At 73.4% G+C, this 18579-nt stretch carries 15 protein-coding genes; 13 read left to right on the top strand and 2 right to left on the bottom strand.

Annotation, left to right across the window (positions count from 1 at the left end; all coding sequences use genetic code 11):
* Positions 1 to 24 precede the first annotated feature (24 nt).
* The 9 genes from AB0F77_RS36615 to AB0F77_RS36575 all read left to right on the top strand — a co-directional run bounded on the left by AB0F77_RS36615 (position 25) and on the right by AB0F77_RS36575 (position 11520).
* Positions 25 to 990, top strand: coding sequence for an EamA family transporter (locus AB0F77_RS36615; RefSeq protein ID WP_361956956.1), 966 nt, complete (start codon positions 25 to 27; stop codon positions 988 to 990).
* A 456-nt stretch (positions 991 to 1446) separates the two neighbouring features.
* Positions 1447 to 2241: a TIGR03084 family metal-binding protein gene (locus AB0F77_RS36610; RefSeq protein WP_361956953.1), complete on the top strand. Its 795-nt coding sequence runs from the start codon at positions 1447 to 1449 to the stop codon at positions 2239 to 2241.
* Positions 2238 to 3929, top strand: coding sequence for an acyclic terpene utilization AtuA family protein (locus AB0F77_RS36605; RefSeq protein WP_361956950.1), 1692 nt, complete (start codon positions 2238 to 2240; stop codon positions 3927 to 3929). The genes AB0F77_RS36610 and AB0F77_RS36605 overlap by 4 nt, the downstream gene beginning before the upstream one ends.
* Positions 3926 to 5524, top strand: coding sequence for a carboxyl transferase domain-containing protein (locus tag AB0F77_RS36600; RefSeq protein ID WP_361956947.1), 1599 nt, complete (start codon positions 3926 to 3928; stop codon positions 5522 to 5524). Before AB0F77_RS36605 ends, AB0F77_RS36600 begins: the two co-directional genes overlap by 4 nt.
* A gap of 8 nt (positions 5525 to 5532) precedes the next feature.
* The gene (locus tag AB0F77_RS36595) at positions 5533 to 7374 is read left to right on the top strand and encodes a biotin carboxylase N-terminal domain-containing protein (protein WP_361956944.1); all 1842 of its coding nucleotides are present in this window, start codon (positions 5533 to 5535) and stop codon (positions 7372 to 7374) included.
* A 54-nt stretch (positions 7375 to 7428) separates the two neighbouring features.
* Entirely contained in the window at positions 7429 to 8592 is a 1164-nt protein-coding gene (locus AB0F77_RS36590) for an acyl-CoA dehydrogenase family protein (RefSeq protein WP_361956941.1), read from the top strand.
* A gap of 38 nt (positions 8593 to 8630) precedes the next feature.
* Positions 8631 to 10199 carry a 4-coumarate--CoA ligase family protein gene (locus AB0F77_RS36585; protein ID WP_361956938.1) on the top strand — a complete coding sequence of 523 codons (1569 nt, stop codon included), beginning with the start codon at positions 8631 to 8633 and terminating at the stop codon, positions 10197 to 10199.
* Positions 10196 to 10930: an enoyl-CoA hydratase family protein gene (locus AB0F77_RS36580; protein ID WP_361956935.1), complete on the top strand. Its 735-nt coding sequence runs from the start codon at positions 10196 to 10198 to the stop codon at positions 10928 to 10930. The genes AB0F77_RS36585 and AB0F77_RS36580 overlap by 4 nt, the downstream gene beginning before the upstream one ends.
* The gene (locus tag AB0F77_RS36575; RefSeq protein ID WP_361956932.1) at positions 10918 to 11520 is read left to right on the top strand and encodes a TetR/AcrR family transcriptional regulator; all 603 of its coding nucleotides are present in this window, start codon (positions 10918 to 10920) and stop codon (positions 11518 to 11520) included. The genes AB0F77_RS36580 and AB0F77_RS36575 overlap by 13 nt, the downstream gene beginning before the upstream one ends.
* Before the next feature lie 81 nt (positions 11521 to 11601).
* On the opposite strand, the gene AB0F77_RS36570 is transcribed toward AB0F77_RS36575, so the two are convergent.
* Positions 11602 to 12702 carry a citrate synthase 2 gene (locus AB0F77_RS36570; protein ID WP_361956929.1) on the bottom strand — a complete coding sequence of 367 codons (1101 nt, stop codon included), beginning with the start codon at positions 12700 to 12702 and terminating at the stop codon, positions 11602 to 11604.
* Between the two features lie 232 nt (positions 12703 to 12934).
* Between AB0F77_RS36570 and pdxH the strand changes: the two genes are divergently transcribed.
* Both pdxH and AB0F77_RS36560 read left to right on the top strand, forming a co-directional pair.
* Complete coding sequence (pdxH, locus tag AB0F77_RS36565) at positions 12935 to 13624, top strand: pyridoxamine 5'-phosphate oxidase (RefSeq protein ID WP_361956926.1); 690 nt, start codon at positions 12935 to 12937, stop codon at positions 13622 to 13624.
* Positions 13625 to 14096: 472 nt separating this feature from the next.
* On the top strand, positions 14097 to 15509 hold the full coding sequence (locus AB0F77_RS36560) for a PAS domain-containing protein (protein WP_361956923.1): 1413 nt from the start codon (positions 14097 to 14099) through the stop codon (positions 15507 to 15509).
* Positions 15510 to 15592: 83 nt separating this feature from the next.
* On the opposite strand, the gene AB0F77_RS36555 is transcribed toward AB0F77_RS36560, so the two are convergent.
* A complete protein-coding gene (locus AB0F77_RS36555) occupies positions 15593 to 16348 on the bottom strand; it encodes an SIS domain-containing protein (protein ID WP_361956920.1) in 756 nt (251 codons plus the stop codon).
* 221 nt (positions 16349 to 16569) lie between these two features.
* Here AB0F77_RS36555 and AB0F77_RS36550 point away from each other — a divergent pair, with 221 nt between their 5' ends.
* Positions 16570 to 17262 (top strand): metal-dependent transcriptional regulator, encoded by a 693-nt coding sequence (locus tag AB0F77_RS36550; RefSeq protein ID WP_361956917.1) that lies wholly within the window; start codon positions 16570 to 16572, stop codon positions 17260 to 17262.
* Positions 17263 to 17716: 454 nt separating this feature from the next.
* Positions 17717 to 18571: an alpha/beta hydrolase gene (locus AB0F77_RS36545; protein ID WP_361956914.1), complete on the top strand. Its 855-nt coding sequence runs from the start codon at positions 17717 to 17719 to the stop codon at positions 18569 to 18571.
* Positions 18572 to 18579 lie beyond the last annotated feature (8 nt).

Here is an 18579-nt window from a genome sequence, read left to right as displayed (position 1 = left end):
TTCGACCCGAGCACTGGACCGCCCGTGACCACCCGCAGCGCCGCCACTTCGTCGTCCTCCGCAGCGTCTCCCGCAGCAGCGCCGGCCCGGCCGGTACCCGGCTCCGCGTCGGATGGCGGGGGCCGGTTCGGTTCGCTCGGTCCGGTCGGGCTTGTGCTGGCCGGCGGGATCTCGGTCCAGTTCGGCGGGGCGCTCGCCGTGACACTGATGCCCCGCGCGGGCGCGCTCGGCGTGGTGTGCCTGCGGCTGCTGGCGGCGGCGGTGATCCTGCTGGTGGTCTGCCGGCCGAGGTTGCGCGGGCACTCGCGGGCCGACTGGGGCACGGTCGTCGTCTTCGGCATGACGATGGGCGCGATGAACGGCCTCTTCTACGAGTCGGTGGCCCGCATCCCGCTCGGCCCGGCCGTGACGCTGGAGGTGCTGGGCCCGCTCACCCTCTCCGTCCTCGCCTCCCGCCGCGCGGTCAACGCGGTCTGGGCGGCGCTGGCCCTCGCGGGCGTCTTCCTGCTCGGCGGCGGGGACTTCGGCGACCTGGACCCGGTGGGTGTCGGCTTCGCCCTGGGCGCGGGCGCCATGTGGGCGGCGTACATCCTGTTCAGCGCCCGCACCGGACGGCGCTTCCCGCAGGCCGACGGGCTGGCGCTCGCCATGGGGGTGGCGGCGCTGCTGTTCCTGCCGCTCGGTGTCGTCGGTGCGGGCGGTCGGCTCCTCGACCCCACCACCCTGGCCCTCGGCTCCTCGATCGCCCTGCTCTCCTCGGTGCTGCCCTACACCCTCGAACTCCTCGCGCTGCGCCGCCTGCCCGCGTCCACCTTCGCCGTCCTGATGAGCCTGGAACCGGCGATCGCGGCCACGGCGGGCTTCCTCATCCTCGACCAGACCCTCTCCGCCACCCAGGCGGCGGCGATCGCCCTGGTCGTAGGCGCCAGCATGGGCGCGGTACGCACCCAGGTGGGCCGAGGAAAACCGACCCCCGTCGAGGCGCCGTGACACACCGACCGTAAGGACGCGAACCGCGCCGGGACGGCAAAGACCCGCCACCCCGATCCACACAAGCGCCCCGACGGTCCGCGCGGGCGACCCTCGGCACGCCCCTGCGCACCACGTCCGGCACCCACCTCGCGCGGACGGTCCCGGGGTGGCGAACGTCCGCCGCTTCGATCCGTGCGGTGTGTCGGCGGGGCGGGCGTGCGGTCCTCGTCATGGCCCTGCGCGTCGATGGGTCTGGCGCTCGCCTCGTGCGGGCGGTCCCGGGGTGGTGGGCGTTTGTTGCTTTGATTCGTGCGGTGTGCTGGCGGGGCGGGCGAGCTGCCCTCGTTGTGGCCCTGCGTGCCGTCGGGGCCGGTGACGGCCTCGCGTGAGTCTCGCCGGGGTGGCGGAAGCCCGTCGTTTCGATTCATGCAAGCGTGCTTGATTGTTTAGTGGGGCGCTGCCATGCTCCCCTCCATGGCCGACCCGACGCCCGTTCTCGACGACCTGCGTGCCGAAGGTGAGCAACTCGACGCGCTCGTCGCGGAGTTGAGTCCCGAGCGCTGGAGGACGCCCACGCCCGCCCCCGGTTGGACCGTGGCCCACCAGATCGCCCACCTCGCCTGGACCGACCACTCCTCCCTCGCCGCCGTCACCGACCATGACGCCTTCCGGGAGCTGACCGACCAGGCCCTCGCCCGGCCCGACGGCTACGTCGACGACGGCGCCGAGGAAGGCGCCCGGCAGACGCCCGCCGAACTCCTGGCGCGCTGGCGGGCCGGGCGCACCGCCCTCGACACGGCCCTGCGCGCCGCCGGACCCGGCACCCGCCTCCCCTGGTACGGCCCCTCGATGTCCACCGCGTCCATGGCCACCGCCCGGCTGATGGAGACCTGGGCCCACGGACTCGACGTCGCCGCGGCCCTCGGCACCGTGCCGGAGCCCACCGACCGCATCCGGCACATCGCCTGGCTCGGCGTCCGCACCCGCGACTTCGCCTTCGGCATGCACGGACTGCCGGCCCCCGGCGAGCCCTTCCGCGTCGAACTCACAGGCCCGCACGGGCAGTCGTGGACATACGGGCCCGAGGACGCCGCCCAGCGCGTCACCGGCCCCGCGCTCGACTTCTGCCTCCTCGCCACCCAGCGCGCCCACCGCGCCGACCTGGCCCTGGTCGCCGAGGGCCCCGACGCCGACCGCTGGCTCGACCTCGCCCAGGCGTTCGCCGGACCGCCCGGCGCCGGCCGCCCCGCACGGGGAGCCGCCTCGTGACCGCCCCCCTGCGCGTCGGCAACGCCTCCGGCTTCTACGGCGACCGCTTCGACGCCGTCCGCGAGATGCTCACCGGCGGCGAACTCGACGTCCTCACCGGCGACTACCTCGCCGAACTCACCATGCTGATCCTCGGCCGCGACCGCCTGAAGGACCCCTCCGCCGGATACGCCCGCACCTTCCTGCGCCAGCTGGAGGACTGCCTCGGCCTCGCCCACGAACGGGGCGTGCGGATCGTGACCAACGCCGGAGGGCTGAACCCCGCCGGACTCGCCGCCCGAATACGGCAGTTGGCGGACCGGCTCGGCATACCGGTGCGCGTCGCCCACGTCGAGGGCGACGACCTCACGGCCACCCTCCCCGTCGGCGCCCTCGCCGCTCACGCCTACCTCGGCGGATTCGGGATCGCCCGGTGCCTGACCGAGGGCGCCGACCTCGTGGTCACCGGACGCGTGACCGACGCGGCCCTCGTCACCGGGCCCGCCGCCGCCCACTTCGGCTGGGGGCCGGAGGACCACGACCGGCTCGCCGGGGCCGTCGCCGCCGGGCACGTACTGGAGTGCGGCACCCAGGCCACCGGCGGCAACTACGCCTTCTTCACCGAGCACCCCCTCGAACGCCTGCGCCGCCCCGGCTTCCCCCTCGCCGAGATCCACGCCGACGGCTCCTGCGTCGTCACCAAACACCCCGGCACCGGCGGCCTCGTCGACACCGGCACCGTCACCGCGCAGCTCCTGTACGAGACGGGCGGCGCCCGCTACGCAGGGCCCGACGTCACCGCCCGCCTCGACACCGTGCGGCTCACCCAGGAGGCACCCGACCGGGTGCGGATCGACGGCGTGCGCGGCGAGGCCCCGCCGCCCACCCTCAAGGTCGGCGTCAACCGCCTGGGCGGATTCCGCAACGAGGTCGCCTTCGTCCTCACCGGCCTCGACATCGAGGCCAAGGCCGCGTTCGTACGGGACCAGTTGGGCGACGCGCTCGCCAAGTCACCGCCCGCCGAGGTGTGCTGGGACCTGGTCCGCACCGACCGGCCCGACGCGGACACCGAGGAGACGGCGAGCGCGCTGCTGCGGCTCGTCGTGCGCGACCCCGACCAGGCGAAGGCGGGCCGCGCCCTGAGCGAGGCCGCCGTCGAACTCGCCCTCGCCGGCTACCCCGGCTTCCACGTCCTCGCCCCGCCGGGGAAGGGCGCCCCCTACGGGGTCTTCGAGGCCCTGTACGTCCCCCAGGACACCGTCGCCCACACGGCCGTCCTGCACGACGGCCGCCGCGTCCCCGTCGCCCCGCCGGAGCACACCCGCGCCCTCGCCGCCGTACCCGGGCCGCCGCTCCCGGAGCCGCCGCCGCCCGGCCCCACCCGCTCCGCGCCCCTCGGGCGGATCGCCGGGGCCCGCAGCGGCGACAAGGGGGGCAACGCCAACGTCGGCGTCTGGGTGCGGACCGACGAGGCGTGGCGGTGGCTGGCCCACACGCTGACCGTCGAACGCCTGCGCCACCTCCTGCCGGAGACACGGGAGCTGACCGTCACCCGGCACGCACTGCCCGGACTGCGGGCCCTCAACTTCGTCGTCGAGGGCATCCTCGGCGAGGGCGTCGCCGCCCAGCACCGCTTCGACCCGCAGGCCAAGGCGCTCGGCGAATGGCTGCGCTCCCGTCACCTGGACATCCCGGAGGCCCTGCTGTGACGCTCCTTCCCACCGCCCTGGACACCGCGGGCCAGGACTACCGGGCCAACCGCGAGGCCATGCTCACCAAGCTCGCCGACCTGGACGCCGAGCACGCCAAGGCCCTCGCGGGCGGCGGCGAGAAGTACGTCCGGCGCCACCGCGAACGCGGCAAGCTGCTCGCCCGCGAACGCATCGAACTCCTGCTGGACCCGGACACCCCCTTCCTGGAGCTGTCCCCGCTGGCCGCCTGGGGCAGCGAGTACGCCGTGGGCGCCGCGCTCGTCACCGGCATCGGCGTCGTCGAGGGCGTCGAGTGCCTGATCACCGCCAACGACCCGACCGTGCGCGGCGGCGCCAGCAACCCCTGGAGCCTCAGGAAGGCCCTGCGCGCCAACGACATCGCGCTCGCCAACCGGCTGCCCTGCATTAGCCTCGTCGAGTCCGGCGGCGCCGACCTGCCCTCCCAGAAGGAGATCTTCATCCCCGGCGGCGCCGTCTTCCGGGACCTGACCCGGCTCTCCGCCGCCGGCATCCCCACGATCGCCGTCGTCTTCGGGAACTCCACCGCGGGCGGCGCCTACATCCCCGGCATGTCCGACCACGTGATCATGGTCAAGGAACGCGCCAAGGTGTTCCTCGGCGGACCGCCCCTCGTGAAGATGGCCACCGGCGAGGAGAGCGACGACGAGTCCCTGGGCGGCGCCGAGATGCACGCCCGCGTCTCCGGTCTCGCCGACCACTTCGCCGTCGACGAGCACGACGCGCTGCGCCAGGCCCGGCGCGTGGTCGCCCGCCTCAACCACCGCAAGGCGTACGGCGATCCGGGCCCGGCCGCACCCCCGAAGCACGACCCGGAGGAACTGCTCGGCATCGTCCCCGGCGACCTCAAGGTCCCCTTCGACCCGCGCGAGGTCGTCGCCCGGGTCGTCGACGCCTCCGACTTCGACGAGTTCAAGCCGCTGTACGGGACCAGCCTCGTCACCGGCTGGGCCACCCTGCACGGCTATCCCGTCGGCGTCCTCGCCAACGCCCAGGGCGTGCTGTTCAGCGAGGAGTCCCAGAAGGCCGCCCAGTTCATCCAGCTCGCCAACCAGCGCGACATCCCCCTGGTGTTCCTGCACAACACCACCGGGTACATGGTCGGCAAGGAGTACGAGCAGGGCGGGATCATCAAGCACGGCGCGATGATGATCAACGCGGTCAGCAACAGCCGCGTCCCCCACCTCTCCGTCCTCATGGGCGCCTCCTACGGCGCCGGCCACTACGGCATGTGCGGCCGGGCCTACGACCCCCGCTTCCTGTTCGCCTGGCCCAGCGCCAAGTCCGCCGTCATGGGTCCCCAGCAGCTCGCCGGCGTGCTGTCGATCGTCGCGCGCCAGTCGGCCGCCGCGAAGGGACAGCCGTACGACGAGGACGCGGACGCCGCGCTGCGCGCCATGGTCGAGCAGCAGATCGAGTCCGAGTCGCTGCCGATGTTCCTGTCCGGGCGGCTCCACGACGACGGCGTCATCGACCCCCGCGACACCCGCACCGTGCTCGGCCTGTGCCTGTCCGCCGTCCACACCGCCCCCTACGAGGGCGCCCGCGGCGGCTTCGGCGTCTTCCGGATGTGAGGGACCACATGATCTCGACGCTGCTCGTCGCCAACCGGGGCGAGATCGCCTGCCGGATCTTCCGCACCTGCGCCGACCTGGGCATCCGTACCGTCGCCGTGCACTCCGACGCCGACGCGGACGCGCTGCACACCCGCACGGCCGACACGGCGGTACGGCTGCCGGGCGCGACACCCGCCGAGACGTATCTGCGCGGCGACCTGATCGTGAAGGCCGCCCTCGCCGCGGGCGCCGACGCCGTGCACCCCGGCTACGGATTCCTGTCCGAGAACGCCGGCTTCGCACGTGCCATCCTCGACGCCGGCCTGGTCTGGATCGGGCCGCCCCCCGGGGCGATCGAGGCCATGGCGTCCAAGACGCGCGCCAAGGGCCTCATGGGCCTCGCACCCCTCGCCGAGGTCACCGAGGCCGACCTGCCCGTGCTGGTCAAGGCCGCCGCGGGCGGCGGCGGACGCGGCATGCGGATCGTGCGCCGGCTCGGCGAACTGGCCGACGCCCTGGAGGGCGCGCGGGCCGAGGCCGCCGCCGCGTTCGGGGACGGCGAGGTCTTCGTCGAGCCCTACGTCGAACACGGCCGCCACGTCGAGGTGCAGATCCTCGCCGACACCCACGGCACCGTGTGGACGCTCGGCACCCGCGACTGCTCCCTCCAGCGCCGCCACCAGAAGGTGATCGAGGAGGCCCCCGCACCCGGCCTGGACGCCCGCCTCACCGACGAACTGCGCACCATGGCCGAGCGCGCCGCCCGCGCCGTCGACTACACCGGCGCGGGCACCGTCGAGTTCCTCGTCGCCGACGGCCGCGCCCACTTCCTGGAGATGAACACCCGCCTCCAGGTCGAACACCCCGTCACCGAGGCCGTGTTCGGGACCGACCTGGTCGCCCTCCAGATCCGCGTCGCCGAGGGCCACGCCCTCGAAGGGGACGTCCCCGAGGCGCACGGCCACGCCGTCGAGGCCCGTCTCTACGCCGAGGACCCCGCCCACGACTGGGCCCCGCAGACCGGCACCCTGCACCACCTCGCCGTACCGGACGGCGTCCGCCTCGACACCGGCTACACCGACGGCGACACCATCGGCGTCCATTACGACCCGATGCTCGCCAAGGTGATCGCCCACGCCCCCACCCGCGCGGAGGCGGTCCGCAGGCTGTCCGGAGCCCTGGAACGGGCGGCGGTCCACGGCCCGGTCACCAACCGCGACCTGCTCGTACGCTCCCTGCGCCACCCGGAGTTCACGGCCGCCCGCATGGACACCGGCTTCTACGACCGCCACCTCGCCGACCTGACCGCGTCCGTCCCGGACCCGTACGCCCCGCTGGCCGCGGCCCTCGCGGACGCACACGGCCGCTCCCGCTTCGGCGGCTGGCGCAGCCTCCCGTCCCAGCCGCAGGTCAAGCGGTACGCGAGCGCGGACGGGGAGCACGAGGTCCACTACCGGCACACCCGGAACGGGCTGGGCGCGGACGGCGTACACGTCGTGCACGCCGACGCGCGTCTCGTCGTACTCGAAGTGGACGGCGTACGGCGCAGGTTCGAGGTGGCGCGGTACGGCGACCGGGTGTACGTCAACACGACCGCCCTCACCGCCCTGCCCCGCTTCCCCGACCCGGCCGCACAACTCGCCCCCGGCTCCCTGCTCGCCCCGATGCCCGGCACGGTCGTACGCGTCGCCGAGGGCCTCGCCGAGGGGGCCACCGTCACGGCGGGCCAGCCCCTGATCTGGCTGGAGGCGATGAAGATGCAGCACCGGATCGCGGCCCCGACGACCGGCACACTCACCGCCCTCCACGCGAAGCCGGGCCAGCAGGTCGAGCCGGGCATGTTGCTGGCGGTTGTGCAGGAGACCTGAGGGGCGCGGGGAACTGCGCGAGCAACCACATACGGCCCGCACTCGGAGGACTGCATGACCCCCCAGATCGAATCGGACGACCACAAGGCACTCCGCGCAGCGGTATCGGCCCTCGGCAACCGCTACGGCCGCGACTACCTCGTACGGGCCGTGGCCGAGAACAAACCCCCCACCGAACTCTGGGCGGAGGCAGGCGAACTGGGCTACCTGGGCGTCAACCTCCCGGAGGAATTCGGAGGCGGAGGCGCAGGCATCGCGGAGCTCGCCATCGTCCTCGAAGAGCTCGGCGCCGCCGGCTGCCCCCTGCTCATGCTCGTCGTCTCCCCGGCCATCTGCGGCACCGTCATCGCCCGCTTCGGCACCGAGGCACAGAAGCGCGCCTGGCTCCCCGGCATCGCCGACGGTTCCCGCCTCATGGCCTTCGGCATCACCGAGCCCGACGCCGGCTCCAACAGCCATCGCATCACCACCACGGCCCGCCGCGACGGCGCGGACTGGCTGCTCACCGGCCGCAAGGTCTTCATCTCCGGCGTCGACCTGGCCGACGCGGTGCTGATCGTCGGCCGCACCGAGGACGCCCGCACCGGCCGCCTCAAGCCCTGTCTGTTCATCGTCCCGACGGACGCGCCCGGCTTCCACAAGCACCTCATCGACATGGAACTCGGCGCCGCGGAGAAGCAGTTCGAGCTGGTCCTCGACGACGTACGGCTGCCCGCGGACGCGCTCGTCGGGGAGGAGGAGGACGCCGGTCTGCTGCACCTGTTCGCCGGACTCAACCCCGAACGGATCATGACCGCCGCGTTCGCCATCGGCATGGGCCGCCACGCCCTCGCCCGCGCCGTCGACTACGCCCGCGAACGCACCGTCTGGCAGACCCCCATCGGCGCCCACCAGGCGATAGCCCACCCCCTCGCCCAGGCCCACATCGACCTCGAACTCGCCCGCCTGATGATGCAGAAGGCCGCCCACCTCTACGACGCCGGCGACGACGTGGGCGCGGGCGAGGCCGCCAACATGGCCAAGTACGCGGCCGGCGAAGCCTGCGTCAAGGCCGTCGACCAGGCCGTGCACACCCTCGGCGGCAACGGCCTCACCCGCGAGTTCGGCCTCGCCTCCCTCGTCACCGCCTCCCGCGTGGCCCGTATCGCGCCGGTCAGCAGGGAGATGATCCTCAACTACGTCTCCCACCAGACCCTGGGCCTGCCCAAGTCGTACTGAGCCGCATCCCGCACCCGCCACCGCGCGAGGAGGAACCCGTGTTCCGCAGCGAGTACGCAGACGTCCCACCCGTCGAACTCCCCATCCACGACGCCGTCCTGGGCCACGCCGCCGACTTCGGCGACCGGCCCGCCCTCGTGGACGGCACCGACGGCACCACCCTCGGCCACGCCCAGGTGGACCGCTTCCACCGCCGCATCGCCGCCGCCCTCGCCGACGCCGGGGTCACCAAGGGCGACGTCCTGGCCCTGCACAGCCCCAACAGCATCGCCTTCCCCCTCGCCTTCTACGCCGCCACCCGCGCGGGAGCCGCCGTCACCACCGTCCACCCGCTCGCCACGCCCGACGAGTTCGCCGGGCAGTTGCGCGACAGCGCCGCCCGCTGGATCGTCACCGTCTCCCCGCTGCTCGACACCGCCCGCCGGGCCGCCGAACTCGCGGGCGGCGTACGGGAGATCTTCGTCTGCGACAGCGCGCCGGGACACCGCTCCCTCGGGGACATGCTGACCTCCACCGCGCCCGAACCACGGGTGACGATCGACCCGGCCGAGGACGTCGCCGCGCTGCCGTACTCCTCCGGCACCACCGGCACCCCCAAGGGCGTGATGCTCACCCACCGCCAGATCGCCACCAACCTGGCCCAGCTCGACCCGCTCGTCCCGACCGCGCCCGGCGAACGCATCCTCGCGGTCCTGCCGTTCTTCCACATCTACGGCCTGACCGCCCTGATGAACGCGCCCCTGCGCAAGGGCGCCACCGTCGTCGTCCTGCCCCGCTTCGACCTGGAGACCTTCCTCACGGCCATCGAGACCCACCGCATCACCGGCCTCTACGTCGCCCCGCCGATCGTCCTCGCCCTCGCCAAGCACCCGGCCGTCGCCCAGCACGACCTGTCGTCGCTGCGCTACGTCATCAGCGCCGCCGCGCCCCTCGACGCCGGACTCGCCGCCGCCTGCGCCGCGCGCCTCGGCCTGCCCCCGCTCGGCCAGGCGTACGGCATGACCGAACTCTCGCCCGGCACCCACATCGTCCCCCTCGACGCCATGGAACAGGCCCCGCCCGGCACCGTCGGCAAGCTGATCGCGGGCACCGAGATGCGCGTCGTCTCCCTCGACGACCCCGCCAAGGACCTCGGCCCAGGCGAGCGCGGCGAGATCCTCATCCGCGGCCCCCAGGTGATGAAGGGCTACCTCGGCCGCCCCGACGCCACCGCCGCGCTGATCGACCCCGACGGCTGGCTGCACACCGGGGACGTCGGACACGTCGACGACGACGGCTGGCTGTTCGTCGTCGACCGGGTCAAGGAACTCATCAAGTACAAGGGCTACCAGGTGGCCCCCGCCGAACTGGAGGCCCTGCTGCTCACCCACCCCGGCATCGCCGACGCCGCCGTCGTCGGCGTCTACGACGAGGACACCAACGAGGTCCCGCACGCCCACGTCGTCCGCCGCCCCACGGCCCCCGGCCTCACCGCCGAGGAGGTCATGGCGTACGTCGCCGAACGCGTCGCCCCCTACAAGCGCGTCCGCCGTGTCACCTTCGTCACCGCGGTGCCCCGCGCCGCCACCGGGAAGATCCTGCGCCGCGAACTCAGGAAGCGCCCATGACCCTCGTCGCCCGCACCCGCGTCCGCGGTGTCGAGAGCCTCAGCCTCGACGCCGTCGACACCCGCAACGCCCTGTCCGCCGCGCTCGTCGCCGAACTCGCCGCGGCCCTCGCCGACTGCGGCACGGACCCCGGCGTACGGGCCGTCGTCCTCACCCACACCGGCACCACCTTCTGCGCCGGGGCCGACCTGCGCGACCCGCCCCCCGCGGACGCGCTCGTCGCCCTGCTCCGGCAGATCGTGGAACTGCCCAGACCCCTCGTCGCCCGCGTCACCGGACACGTCCGCGCCGGCGGCCTCGGCCTGCTCGCCGCCTGCGACATCGCCGCCGCCGCCCACACCGCCACCTTCGCCTTCACCGAAGTGCGCATCGGCGTCGCCCCTGCGGTGATCTCCCTGCCGGTCCTCCCGCGCGCCGACCCCCGCGCCCTGGCCCGTTACTGCCTCACCGGCGAACGCTTCGACGCCGCGGAGGCCGTCCGCACCGGCCTGCTGACCGTAGCCGGTGACGACGTCGACACGGCCCTCGCCCCGATCCTCGACGGACTGCGCGGCTCCTCGCCCCAGGGGCTGGCCGAGACCAAGGCGCTGCTCACGGCTAGGGTGCTGCATGCCTTCGAACGGGACGCGGCGAGCCTGACCGCGCTCTCGTCCCGGCTGTTCTCCTCCGCCGAGGCCCGCGAGGGGATGACGGCCTTCCTCGAACGACGGGACCCCTCATGGGCGTTGTGACCGCGGCCGACCGACTGCCCAAGCAGGACCGCAGCCGGGCCACCCGGCAGCGGCTCCTGGAGGCCGCCGTGGCCTGCCTCGCCGAGCACGGCTGGGCGGGCTCCACGGTCTCCGTCGTCGCCGAACGCGCCGGCGTCTCCCGCGGCGCCGCCCAGCACCACTTCCGCACCCGCGAGGACCTGTTCACCGCCGCCGTCGAGTACGTCGCCGAGGAGCGCTCCACCGCCCTGCGCGCCCTCTTCCCGGACGGCCCCGCGGGCGACCGCGGAGCCGTCGTCGCCGCCCTCGTCGACCTCTACACCGGCCCCCTGTTCCGCGCCGCCCTCCATCTGTGGGTCGCCGCGTCCGACGAGGACCAACTGCGCCCCCGCGTCACCGAACTGGAGGCCCGCGTCGGCCGCGAGACTCACCGCATCGCCGTGGAACTCCTCGGCGCCGACGAGTCCCGCCCCGGCGTCCGCGAAACCGTCCAGGGCGTCCTGGACATGGCCCGCGGACTGGGCCTGGCCAACCTCCTCACCGACGACACGGAACGCCGCGACCGAGTGGTGACCCAGTGGGCGCAACTGCTCGACCGGACCCTGAGCTGAACAAGCGCCCCAAAGGGGCGCGAGGAACGGCGCGAGCAACCACAACGCACCCGCAGCCGCCCGTGCCCGTCGGCCTCCTGCTCAGTGGGCGATGTCCTCGTACCCCACGACATCCCGAGGACTGCGAACCCCGGGCCCCACATACCGGGCTGAAGGCCGCACCAGGCGCCCCGTCCGCTTCTGCTCCAGCACGTGCGCCGACCACCCCGCCGTCCGCGCACACGTGAACATCGAGGTGAACATGTGCGCCGGCACCTCGGCGAAGTCCAGCATGATCGCCGCCCAGAACTCCACGTTCGTCGCCAGCACCCGATCGGGACGACGGTTGTGCAGCTCCTCCAGCGCCGCCTTCTCCAGCGCCTCCGCGATCTCGTACCGCGGCGCCCCCAGCTCCCGGGCGGTCCGCCGCAGCACCCGCGCCCGCGGGTCCTCGGCCCGGTACACCCGGTGCCCGAAGCCCATCAGCCGCTCACCGCGGTCCAGGGCCTGCTTGACGTACGCCTCCGCGTCGCCCGTCCGCTCGATCTCCTCGATCATGTGCAGCACCCGAGAGGGGGCGCCCCCGTGCAGCGGACCGGACATCGCGCCGACGGCACCCGACAGCGCCGCCGCCACGTCCGCGCCGGTCGAGGCGATCACCCGGGCCGTGAACGTGGACGCGTTCATGCCGTGCTCGGCGGCCGACGTCCAGTACGCGTCCACCGCTGCCACGTGCTTGGGGTCCGGCTCGCCCCGCCAGCGGATCATGAACCGCTCGACGACCGAGTTCGCCTTGTCGATCTCCCGTTGCGGCACCATCGGCCGGCCCTGCCCGCGCGCGGACTGGGCGACGTACGACAGCGCCATGACGGCCGCCCGCGCGAGGTCCTCGCGGGCCTGCTCCTCGGTGATGTCCAGGAGCGGTTTCAGACCCCACACCGGGGCGAGCATGGCCAGCGCGGACTGGACGTCCACCCGGATGTCGCCGGAGTGGACGGGGATGGGGAAGGGCTCGGCGGGCGGCAGGCCGGGGTTGAACGCGCCGTCGACGAGCAGTCCCCACACATTGCCGAAGGAGACGTGACCCACCAGCTCCTCGATGTCGACGCCCCGGTACCGCAGGGCCCCGCCCTCCTTGTCAGGTTCGGCGATCTCCGTCTCGAACGCGACGACTCCTTCGAGCCCGGGTACGAAGTCGGACATCAGGCGGCTCCTAATGAATGAGTGCGGCGAATGCCAGGACGCGGAGCTGATCCGCCGCGATTCCACGGTCGCTCTCAGGACTCGCGGTCCACGGCGGTCACCCCGGTGATGCCCACGACGGCCGGTGGTCACCCAACCGCCGGGTCAACAGCACCATATCTCCGAGTGCCACCTTTGGGGAGAGTGCGCGGCACTCAGTGCCACACGCTGCGCTCGCGCGGCTCGTACACGCATGCGGCAAGATGACCGGGTGAGCGACCTCGACCCCATCCTCGACCCGGCCTCGATGCGCAAGCACTACCGCGTCGAAGGCGTCGACGAGGCCGACCTGGCCGGCAGCCCGATGGACCAGTTCGCCCGCTGGTTCGACCAGGCGGCGCTGGCCGCGGCGCACGGCACGCTCTACGAACCCAACGCCATGGTCCTGTCCACGGTCGACGCCGAGGGCCGCCCCAGCTCCCGCACGGTCCTGATGAAGCGGTACGACGAGCAGGGCTTCGTCTTCTACACCAACTACGACTCCCGCAAGGCCCAGGACCTGGCCGCGAACCCGTACGTCTCGCTGCTGTTCCCCTGGCACCCGCTGGCCCGGCAGGTCGTCGTCACCGGCGTCGCCCGCCGCACCGGCCGCGACGAGACCGCCGCGTACTTTCGCACCCGGCCGCACGGCTCCCAGCTCGGCGCGTGGGCCAGCCCCCAGTCGTCGGTGATCACCCGCGCCGAGCTCGACGCCCACTACGCGGAGCTGAGCGCCCGCTACCCCGAGGGCGAGCAGGTTCCGGTGCCGCCGAACTGGGGCGGTTTCCGGGTGGCGCCGCGGACGGTGGAGTTCTGGCAGGGCCGCGAGAACCGCCTGCACGACCGCCTGCGGTACACGGCGGAACCGGACGGCACCTGGCGTGTCGACCGCCTGGCCCCCTGACGCCGTGGACGCAGGCCCCACGAACGCGGACCCCGTGAACGCAGACGACCCGTGAGCTCGGTCCCTCCGGCGGAGCCGGAGGAGCCGGCCGGACACACCGGCGAGCTCACGGGTCGGGCGACTGCGTTGGATTGGCCGGCTGCGTGTGCGTGCACACGCGGGTCCGGCACCGCACTGAACGGGGTGGCGGACGCTAGCCCGCGGTCACCTCTTCTGTCCGGTATGAATACATCTGCCGAACCACCTCCTTTCCGAAGTAACAGCAACCTTAAGAACCTCGCGGCGGAGGCTCAACCGTTTTTTCGAGAAGTTGGGGGAGGGACCTGCCCGACCGGGGCGCGAGATGCCGGACGTGCAACGATTCCCTCAATCTTGTGGGAACTCGGTGTGGGCTGCATCACGTTCGAGTTGAATGAAGGCCAGTGAGTGAATCCGCGCCGCACACACGGGCGCGAGCCGGCAGGGGGTCCAGGTGAGTGCTTCCCGGCATAGTGGGACCACCGACGAACTGGGGCCGGACGAGCCCGAGCGGGCGGGCGGTCACGAGGAGACGGGCGGAGCCGATCTGCTCGCCGCGCTCCTCGACGGCATGGACGCCGCGCTGTGCGCCTTCGACGCCGACGGGGTCGTGACGCACTGGAACCGCGAGGCCGAGCGCATCCTGGGCTGGACCGCCGAGGAGGCCGTGGGCCGGCAGGGGCTCGCGGGATGGGCGGTGCGCAGCGCCGACGCCGACGAGGTGGAGGGCCGGCTGCTGTCCGTGATGCACGCGCCGGGGCGGCAGGTGCACGAGTTCGCGCTGCTCACCAAGGACGGCGGCCGGGTGCTCGTGCGGACCCAGTCGGCGGCGGTGCGCGGCCCCGACGGCGGACCGGCGGGGGTGTACTGCGCGTTCAGCGAGGTCCACGCCCAGATCGACCTGGAGCGGTCCATCGCGCTCAGCGAGGCCCTGTTCGAGGACGCGGCGTGGGGTGTCGTCCTGGTCGACGCGGACCTGCGGCCTGCCGTGGTCAACGCCCACGCGGCGCGGGCGCTGGGCATAGGGCGGACGTCCGTGCTGGGCCGCCCGCTCGGCGATCTGCTCGCGCAGGGCGTGGAGGAGCTGGAGAGCGCGCTCACCCATGTGCTGGCCGAGGGCGCGCCGCCCGCGCCGGCGGAGATGTGGGTGAGCGTGCGCGACCCCGAGGGCGAGAAGCGGCGCTGCTGGCGCAGCGGGTTCCTGCGGCTGGCGTCGCCGCTCGCGGAGGAGCCGGTGCCGCTCGGGGTGGGCTGGCTGTTCCAGGACGTGACCGAGGCCAAGCTGGGGGAGCAGGAGGCGGCGCTGCTGCGGTTCCGCGCGAGCCAGCTGCACCGGGCGGCGCGGGCGGCGGCCGAGTGCGAGGACCCGGCGGAGGCGGCGACCGTCCATCTGGACTTCGCGCTGGCCGGGTTCGCCGACCACGCGCTGATCGACCGGGTGGCGGGTGGTTCCCTGGCGGAGGGCGCGACGGGTCCGGTGCGGCTGGTGCGGGTCGCCGCGACCCCCGCCGGTGCGCCGGGGCCGAGTCTGCTGACCGGGGCGGCGGGGCTGCCCGTGCGGTACGAGGAGGGGCATCCGGCGCTCCAGTGCGTGGAGCGGACGGGCACGGTGCGGGCGGACGCCGGCGCGGTGCCCGTGGAGCACGCCCGCACCTGGGCGCTGTCCCGCCGGTGGCCCGCCGACTCGGTGCACGCCCTGTGCGCGGTCCTGCGCAGCCGCGGGCGCACGCTGGGCGTGGTGACGTTCCTCCGCGGCCCGTCCCGCAACCGCTTCGAACGCTCCGACGCGACCTACGCCGAGGACGTCGCGGTCCGCATCGCCACGGCCCTGGACCTGGCGGCGACAACGAACCGCCTCCCGGACTGACCGCCCCTTGGGGACGGCCGCCCCGCCGGCGGGTGGTTTCCCGGTGGCGGCGCGGCGAGTCCGGTGGGTCGGCCTTCACCCCGTCACTGCTGGTAGAAGATGCGGTCCCGGTACTCGGTGAAGACGCGGTTGTTCCATTCGGGGCCGCCGTCGACGTTGCCCGAGCGCAGGAGCGGGGGTTCGATGCCGCGGGCGGCGAGGGTGGTGGCCGTGGTCGCCATGACCGCGTGCAGGAGCGCCGAGGTGACGACCGTGGACGCGGGCGCGAACGGCGCCGGGATCGTGTCGTGGGTGAGTTCCGCGTCGCCGATCGAGATCTTCGAGTCCAGGACGACGTCGCAGTGGTCCTTGAGGAACGTCCCGGAGGAGTGCCGCGACGTCGTCTCCGAGGCGTACGCCACCGACGTCACGCCGATCACCTTCACCCCGAGGTCGCGGGCGCTCATCGCCATCTCCACGGGCAGCGCGTTGCGCCCGGACAGCGAGATGATCACAAGTGCGTCGCCCGCCCGCAGCGGCGAGGTCCGCAGCACGACCGTGGCGAGCCCGTCGACCCGTTCGAGGGCGGAGCCCAGCGTGGCCGGCATGACGTCGACGCCGACCGCCCCGGGCACCGCGAGCAGGTTCACCAGCGCCAGACTGCCCGCCCGGTACACGAGGTCCTGCGCGGCCAGCGACGAGTGTCCGGCCCCGAACGCGAACAGCCGCCCGCCCGCCGCCACGGTGTCCGCGAGCAGCGTGGCGGCCGCCGTGACCGCCTCCGCCTCCTCGTCGCGCACCCGCCGCAGCAGCCCCACGGCCGCGTCGAAGAACTGGTCGGCCGGCGTCCCGTCGCTCATGCGGGTCCCTTCGCAGCGTCTGTGTCGCGGATCACCGTGCGGTCTGGACCAGTGCGCTGTCAATACGGAACACCCGCGCGCGGACCCCGTACGGACACGCGCGCGGGGCCCGGTGTCTCCGCGCACGGCACGGTTGTCGGTGCCATCCGGCAGAATTGAGTCCAGGGCCAGCGCACGCGCCGAAGCGGCGAGCTTCCGGCAGAGGTAATCGAGGGGCACGTATGTCCGGACTGATCGACACCACGGAGATGTATCTCCGCACCATCCTCGAGCTCGAAGAGGAAGGCGTGGTCCCGATGCGCGCCCGCATCGCGGAGCGGCTCGACCAGAGCGGGCCGACGGTGAGCCAGACGGTGGCGCGGATGGAGCGGGACGGCCTCGTGTCGGTGGCCAGCGACCGTCATCTGGAGCTGACCGACGAGGGCCGCCGCCTGGCCACGCGCGTGATGCGCAAGCACCGTCTGGCGGAGTGCCTGCTGGTCGACGTGATCGGCCTGGAGTGGGAGCAGGTGCACGCGGAGGCGTGCCGCTGGGAGCACGTGATGAGCGAGGCGGTGGAGCGCCGCGTGCTGGAGCTGCTGCGCCACCCGACCGAGTCGCCGTACGGCAACCCGATCCCGGGCCTGGAGGAGCTGGGCGAGAAGGACGGCGCGGACCCGTTCCTGGACGAGGGCATGGTGTCGCTGGCCGACCTCGCCCCGGGCTCGGACAGCAAGACGGTCGTGGTGCGCCGGATCGGCGAGCCGATCCAGACGGACGCGCAGCTGATGTACACGCTGCGCCGGGCGGGCGTGCAGCCCGGTTCGGTGGTGAGCGTGACGGAGTCGGCGGGCGGGGTGCTGGTGGGCAGCGGCGGTGAGGCGGCCGAGCTGGAGGCGGACATCGCCTCGCACGTGTTCGTCGCCAAGCGCTGACGGCCGTACGGCGGGGCACTGACGGGCGCCGTCGGGGCACGCGCCGATTCCAAGATCCAGTGTGCCGAATCGCAGCGGCCCGGGATTTCCCGTGCGAGGCTGTTGCGAGAGGCATATGACCTGAGGGGGGCGGGGAGAATGTGCCGCAGACACGTGGAGGGCCCCGGCGCCTCGCGGCGCCGGGGCCTGTCCTCCCCCATGCTGACCCGGAGCCCCGAGCTCCCAGGGTCATCCCCTTCGGACCGACTTCCCCGAGTGGTCCGCCTCCCGCGTAAGACCTCCCCCCGGTGGCGGCGATCATGCTTGGCGGAGGGTCACTCGTACGAGGGGTGTTGGTCGCGGGGAGGGGTTTTTCGAATAAGGGTTCGATAATCTGGGTGGGAGCAACGGCACGGCAGGAGCACGACGGCAGGACAGCGTACGGTCCGAGCGGAGCTAGGGGGGTGCCAGGCCCATGGCACGGCGCATCGGCGTGACGGGAGCGGGCGGCGTGAGCCTCGCCGCCTGGGAGTTCGCGGACCCGCCCAGGACGGACCCGGAGAACGACCCCGGGGTGCTGTTACTGCACGGCCTGATGGGACGCGCCTCGCACTGGGCGCCCACCGCCCGCTGGCTCTCCGAGCGGTACCGCGCGATCGCGCTCGACCAACGGGGCCACGGCCAGAGCGAGAAGCCCCAGGGGGCCGTCTACACCCGTGAGGCGTACGTCGAGGACGCGGAGGCCGCCCTCGAACAGCTCGGCCTCGCCCCCGCCGTCCTCATCGGCCACGCCATGGGCGCGCTGACCGCCTGGCAGCTCGCCGCCAAACGTCCCGACCTGGTGCGCGGACTGATCGTCTCCGACATGCGGGCCTCCGCCCTCGGCACGGCCTCGCAGCGCGACTGGGCCGACTGGTTCAAGTCCTGGCCCGTCCCCTTCGCCACGCTCGGCGACGTCCGCAAGTGGTTCGGCGAGGACGACCCCTGGGTGGAGCGCCCCCACCCGGCCCGCGGCGCCTTCTACGCCGAGGTGATGCACGAGTGCGCCGACGGCTGGCGCCCCGTCTTCGACCCGGAGCAGATGCTCAAGTCCCGCGAGACCTGGGTGTACGAGGCGCACTGGGAGGAGCTGGCCCAGGTCCGCTGCCCCGCGCTCGTGGTGCGCGGCCTCGACGGTGAGCTGGGGCGGGCGGAGGCGCAGGAGATGGTGCGGGTGCTGCCGCGGGGCAAGTACGCCGAGGTGGTCGACGCGGGGCATCTTGTGCACTACGACCAGCCGGAGGCCTGGCGGGGGGTCGTCGAGCCGTTTCTTGATGGGCTGGGCGAGTGAGTCGCCTC

This window comes from Streptomyces sp. NPDC026672 (genome assembly GCF_040638185.1).
Taxonomy (GTDB): domain Bacteria; phylum Actinomycetota; class Actinomycetes; order Streptomycetales; family Streptomycetaceae; genus Streptomyces.
The sequence above is the reverse complement of the archived record's forward strand: the minus strand, read 5'-3'. Positions and strand labels throughout refer to the sequence as shown.

Bases quoted from the DNA above. Each gene is read 5' to 3' on its own strand.
- AB0F77_RS36610 (WP_361956953.1), top strand. From the start codon at position 1,447: ATGGCCGACCCGACGCCCGTTCTCGACGACCTGCGTGCCGAAGGTGAG.
- AB0F77_RS36595 (WP_361956944.1), top strand. From the start codon at position 5,533: ATGATCTCGACGCTGCTCGTCGCCAACCGGGGCGAGATCGCCTGCCGG.
- AB0F77_RS36590 (WP_361956941.1), top strand. From the start codon at position 7,429: ATGACCCCCCAGATCGAATCGGACGACCACAAGGCACTCCGCGCAGCG.
- AB0F77_RS36580 (WP_361956935.1), top strand. From the start codon at position 10,196: ATGACCCTCGTCGCCCGCACCCGCGTCCGCGGTGTCGAGAGCCTCAGC.
- AB0F77_RS36575 (WP_361956932.1), top strand. From the start codon at position 10,918: ATGGGCGTTGTGACCGCGGCCGACCGACTGCCCAAGCAGGACCGCAGC.
- AB0F77_RS36570 (WP_361956929.1), bottom strand. From the start codon at position 12,702: ATGTCCGACTTCGTACCCGGGCTCGAAGGAGTCGTCGCGTTCGAGACG.
- pdxH (WP_361956926.1), top strand. From the start codon at position 12,935: ATGCGGCAAGATGACCGGGTGAGCGACCTCGACCCCATCCTCGACCCG.
- AB0F77_RS36555 (WP_361956920.1), bottom strand. From the start codon at position 16,348: ATGAGCGACGGGACGCCGGCCGACCAGTTCTTCGACGCGGCCGTGGGG.
- AB0F77_RS36550 (WP_361956917.1), top strand. From the start codon at position 16,570: ATGTCCGGACTGATCGACACCACGGAGATGTATCTCCGCACCATCCTC.
- AB0F77_RS36545 (WP_361956914.1), top strand. From the start codon at position 17,717: ATGGCACGGCGCATCGGCGTGACGGGAGCGGGCGGCGTGAGCCTCGCC.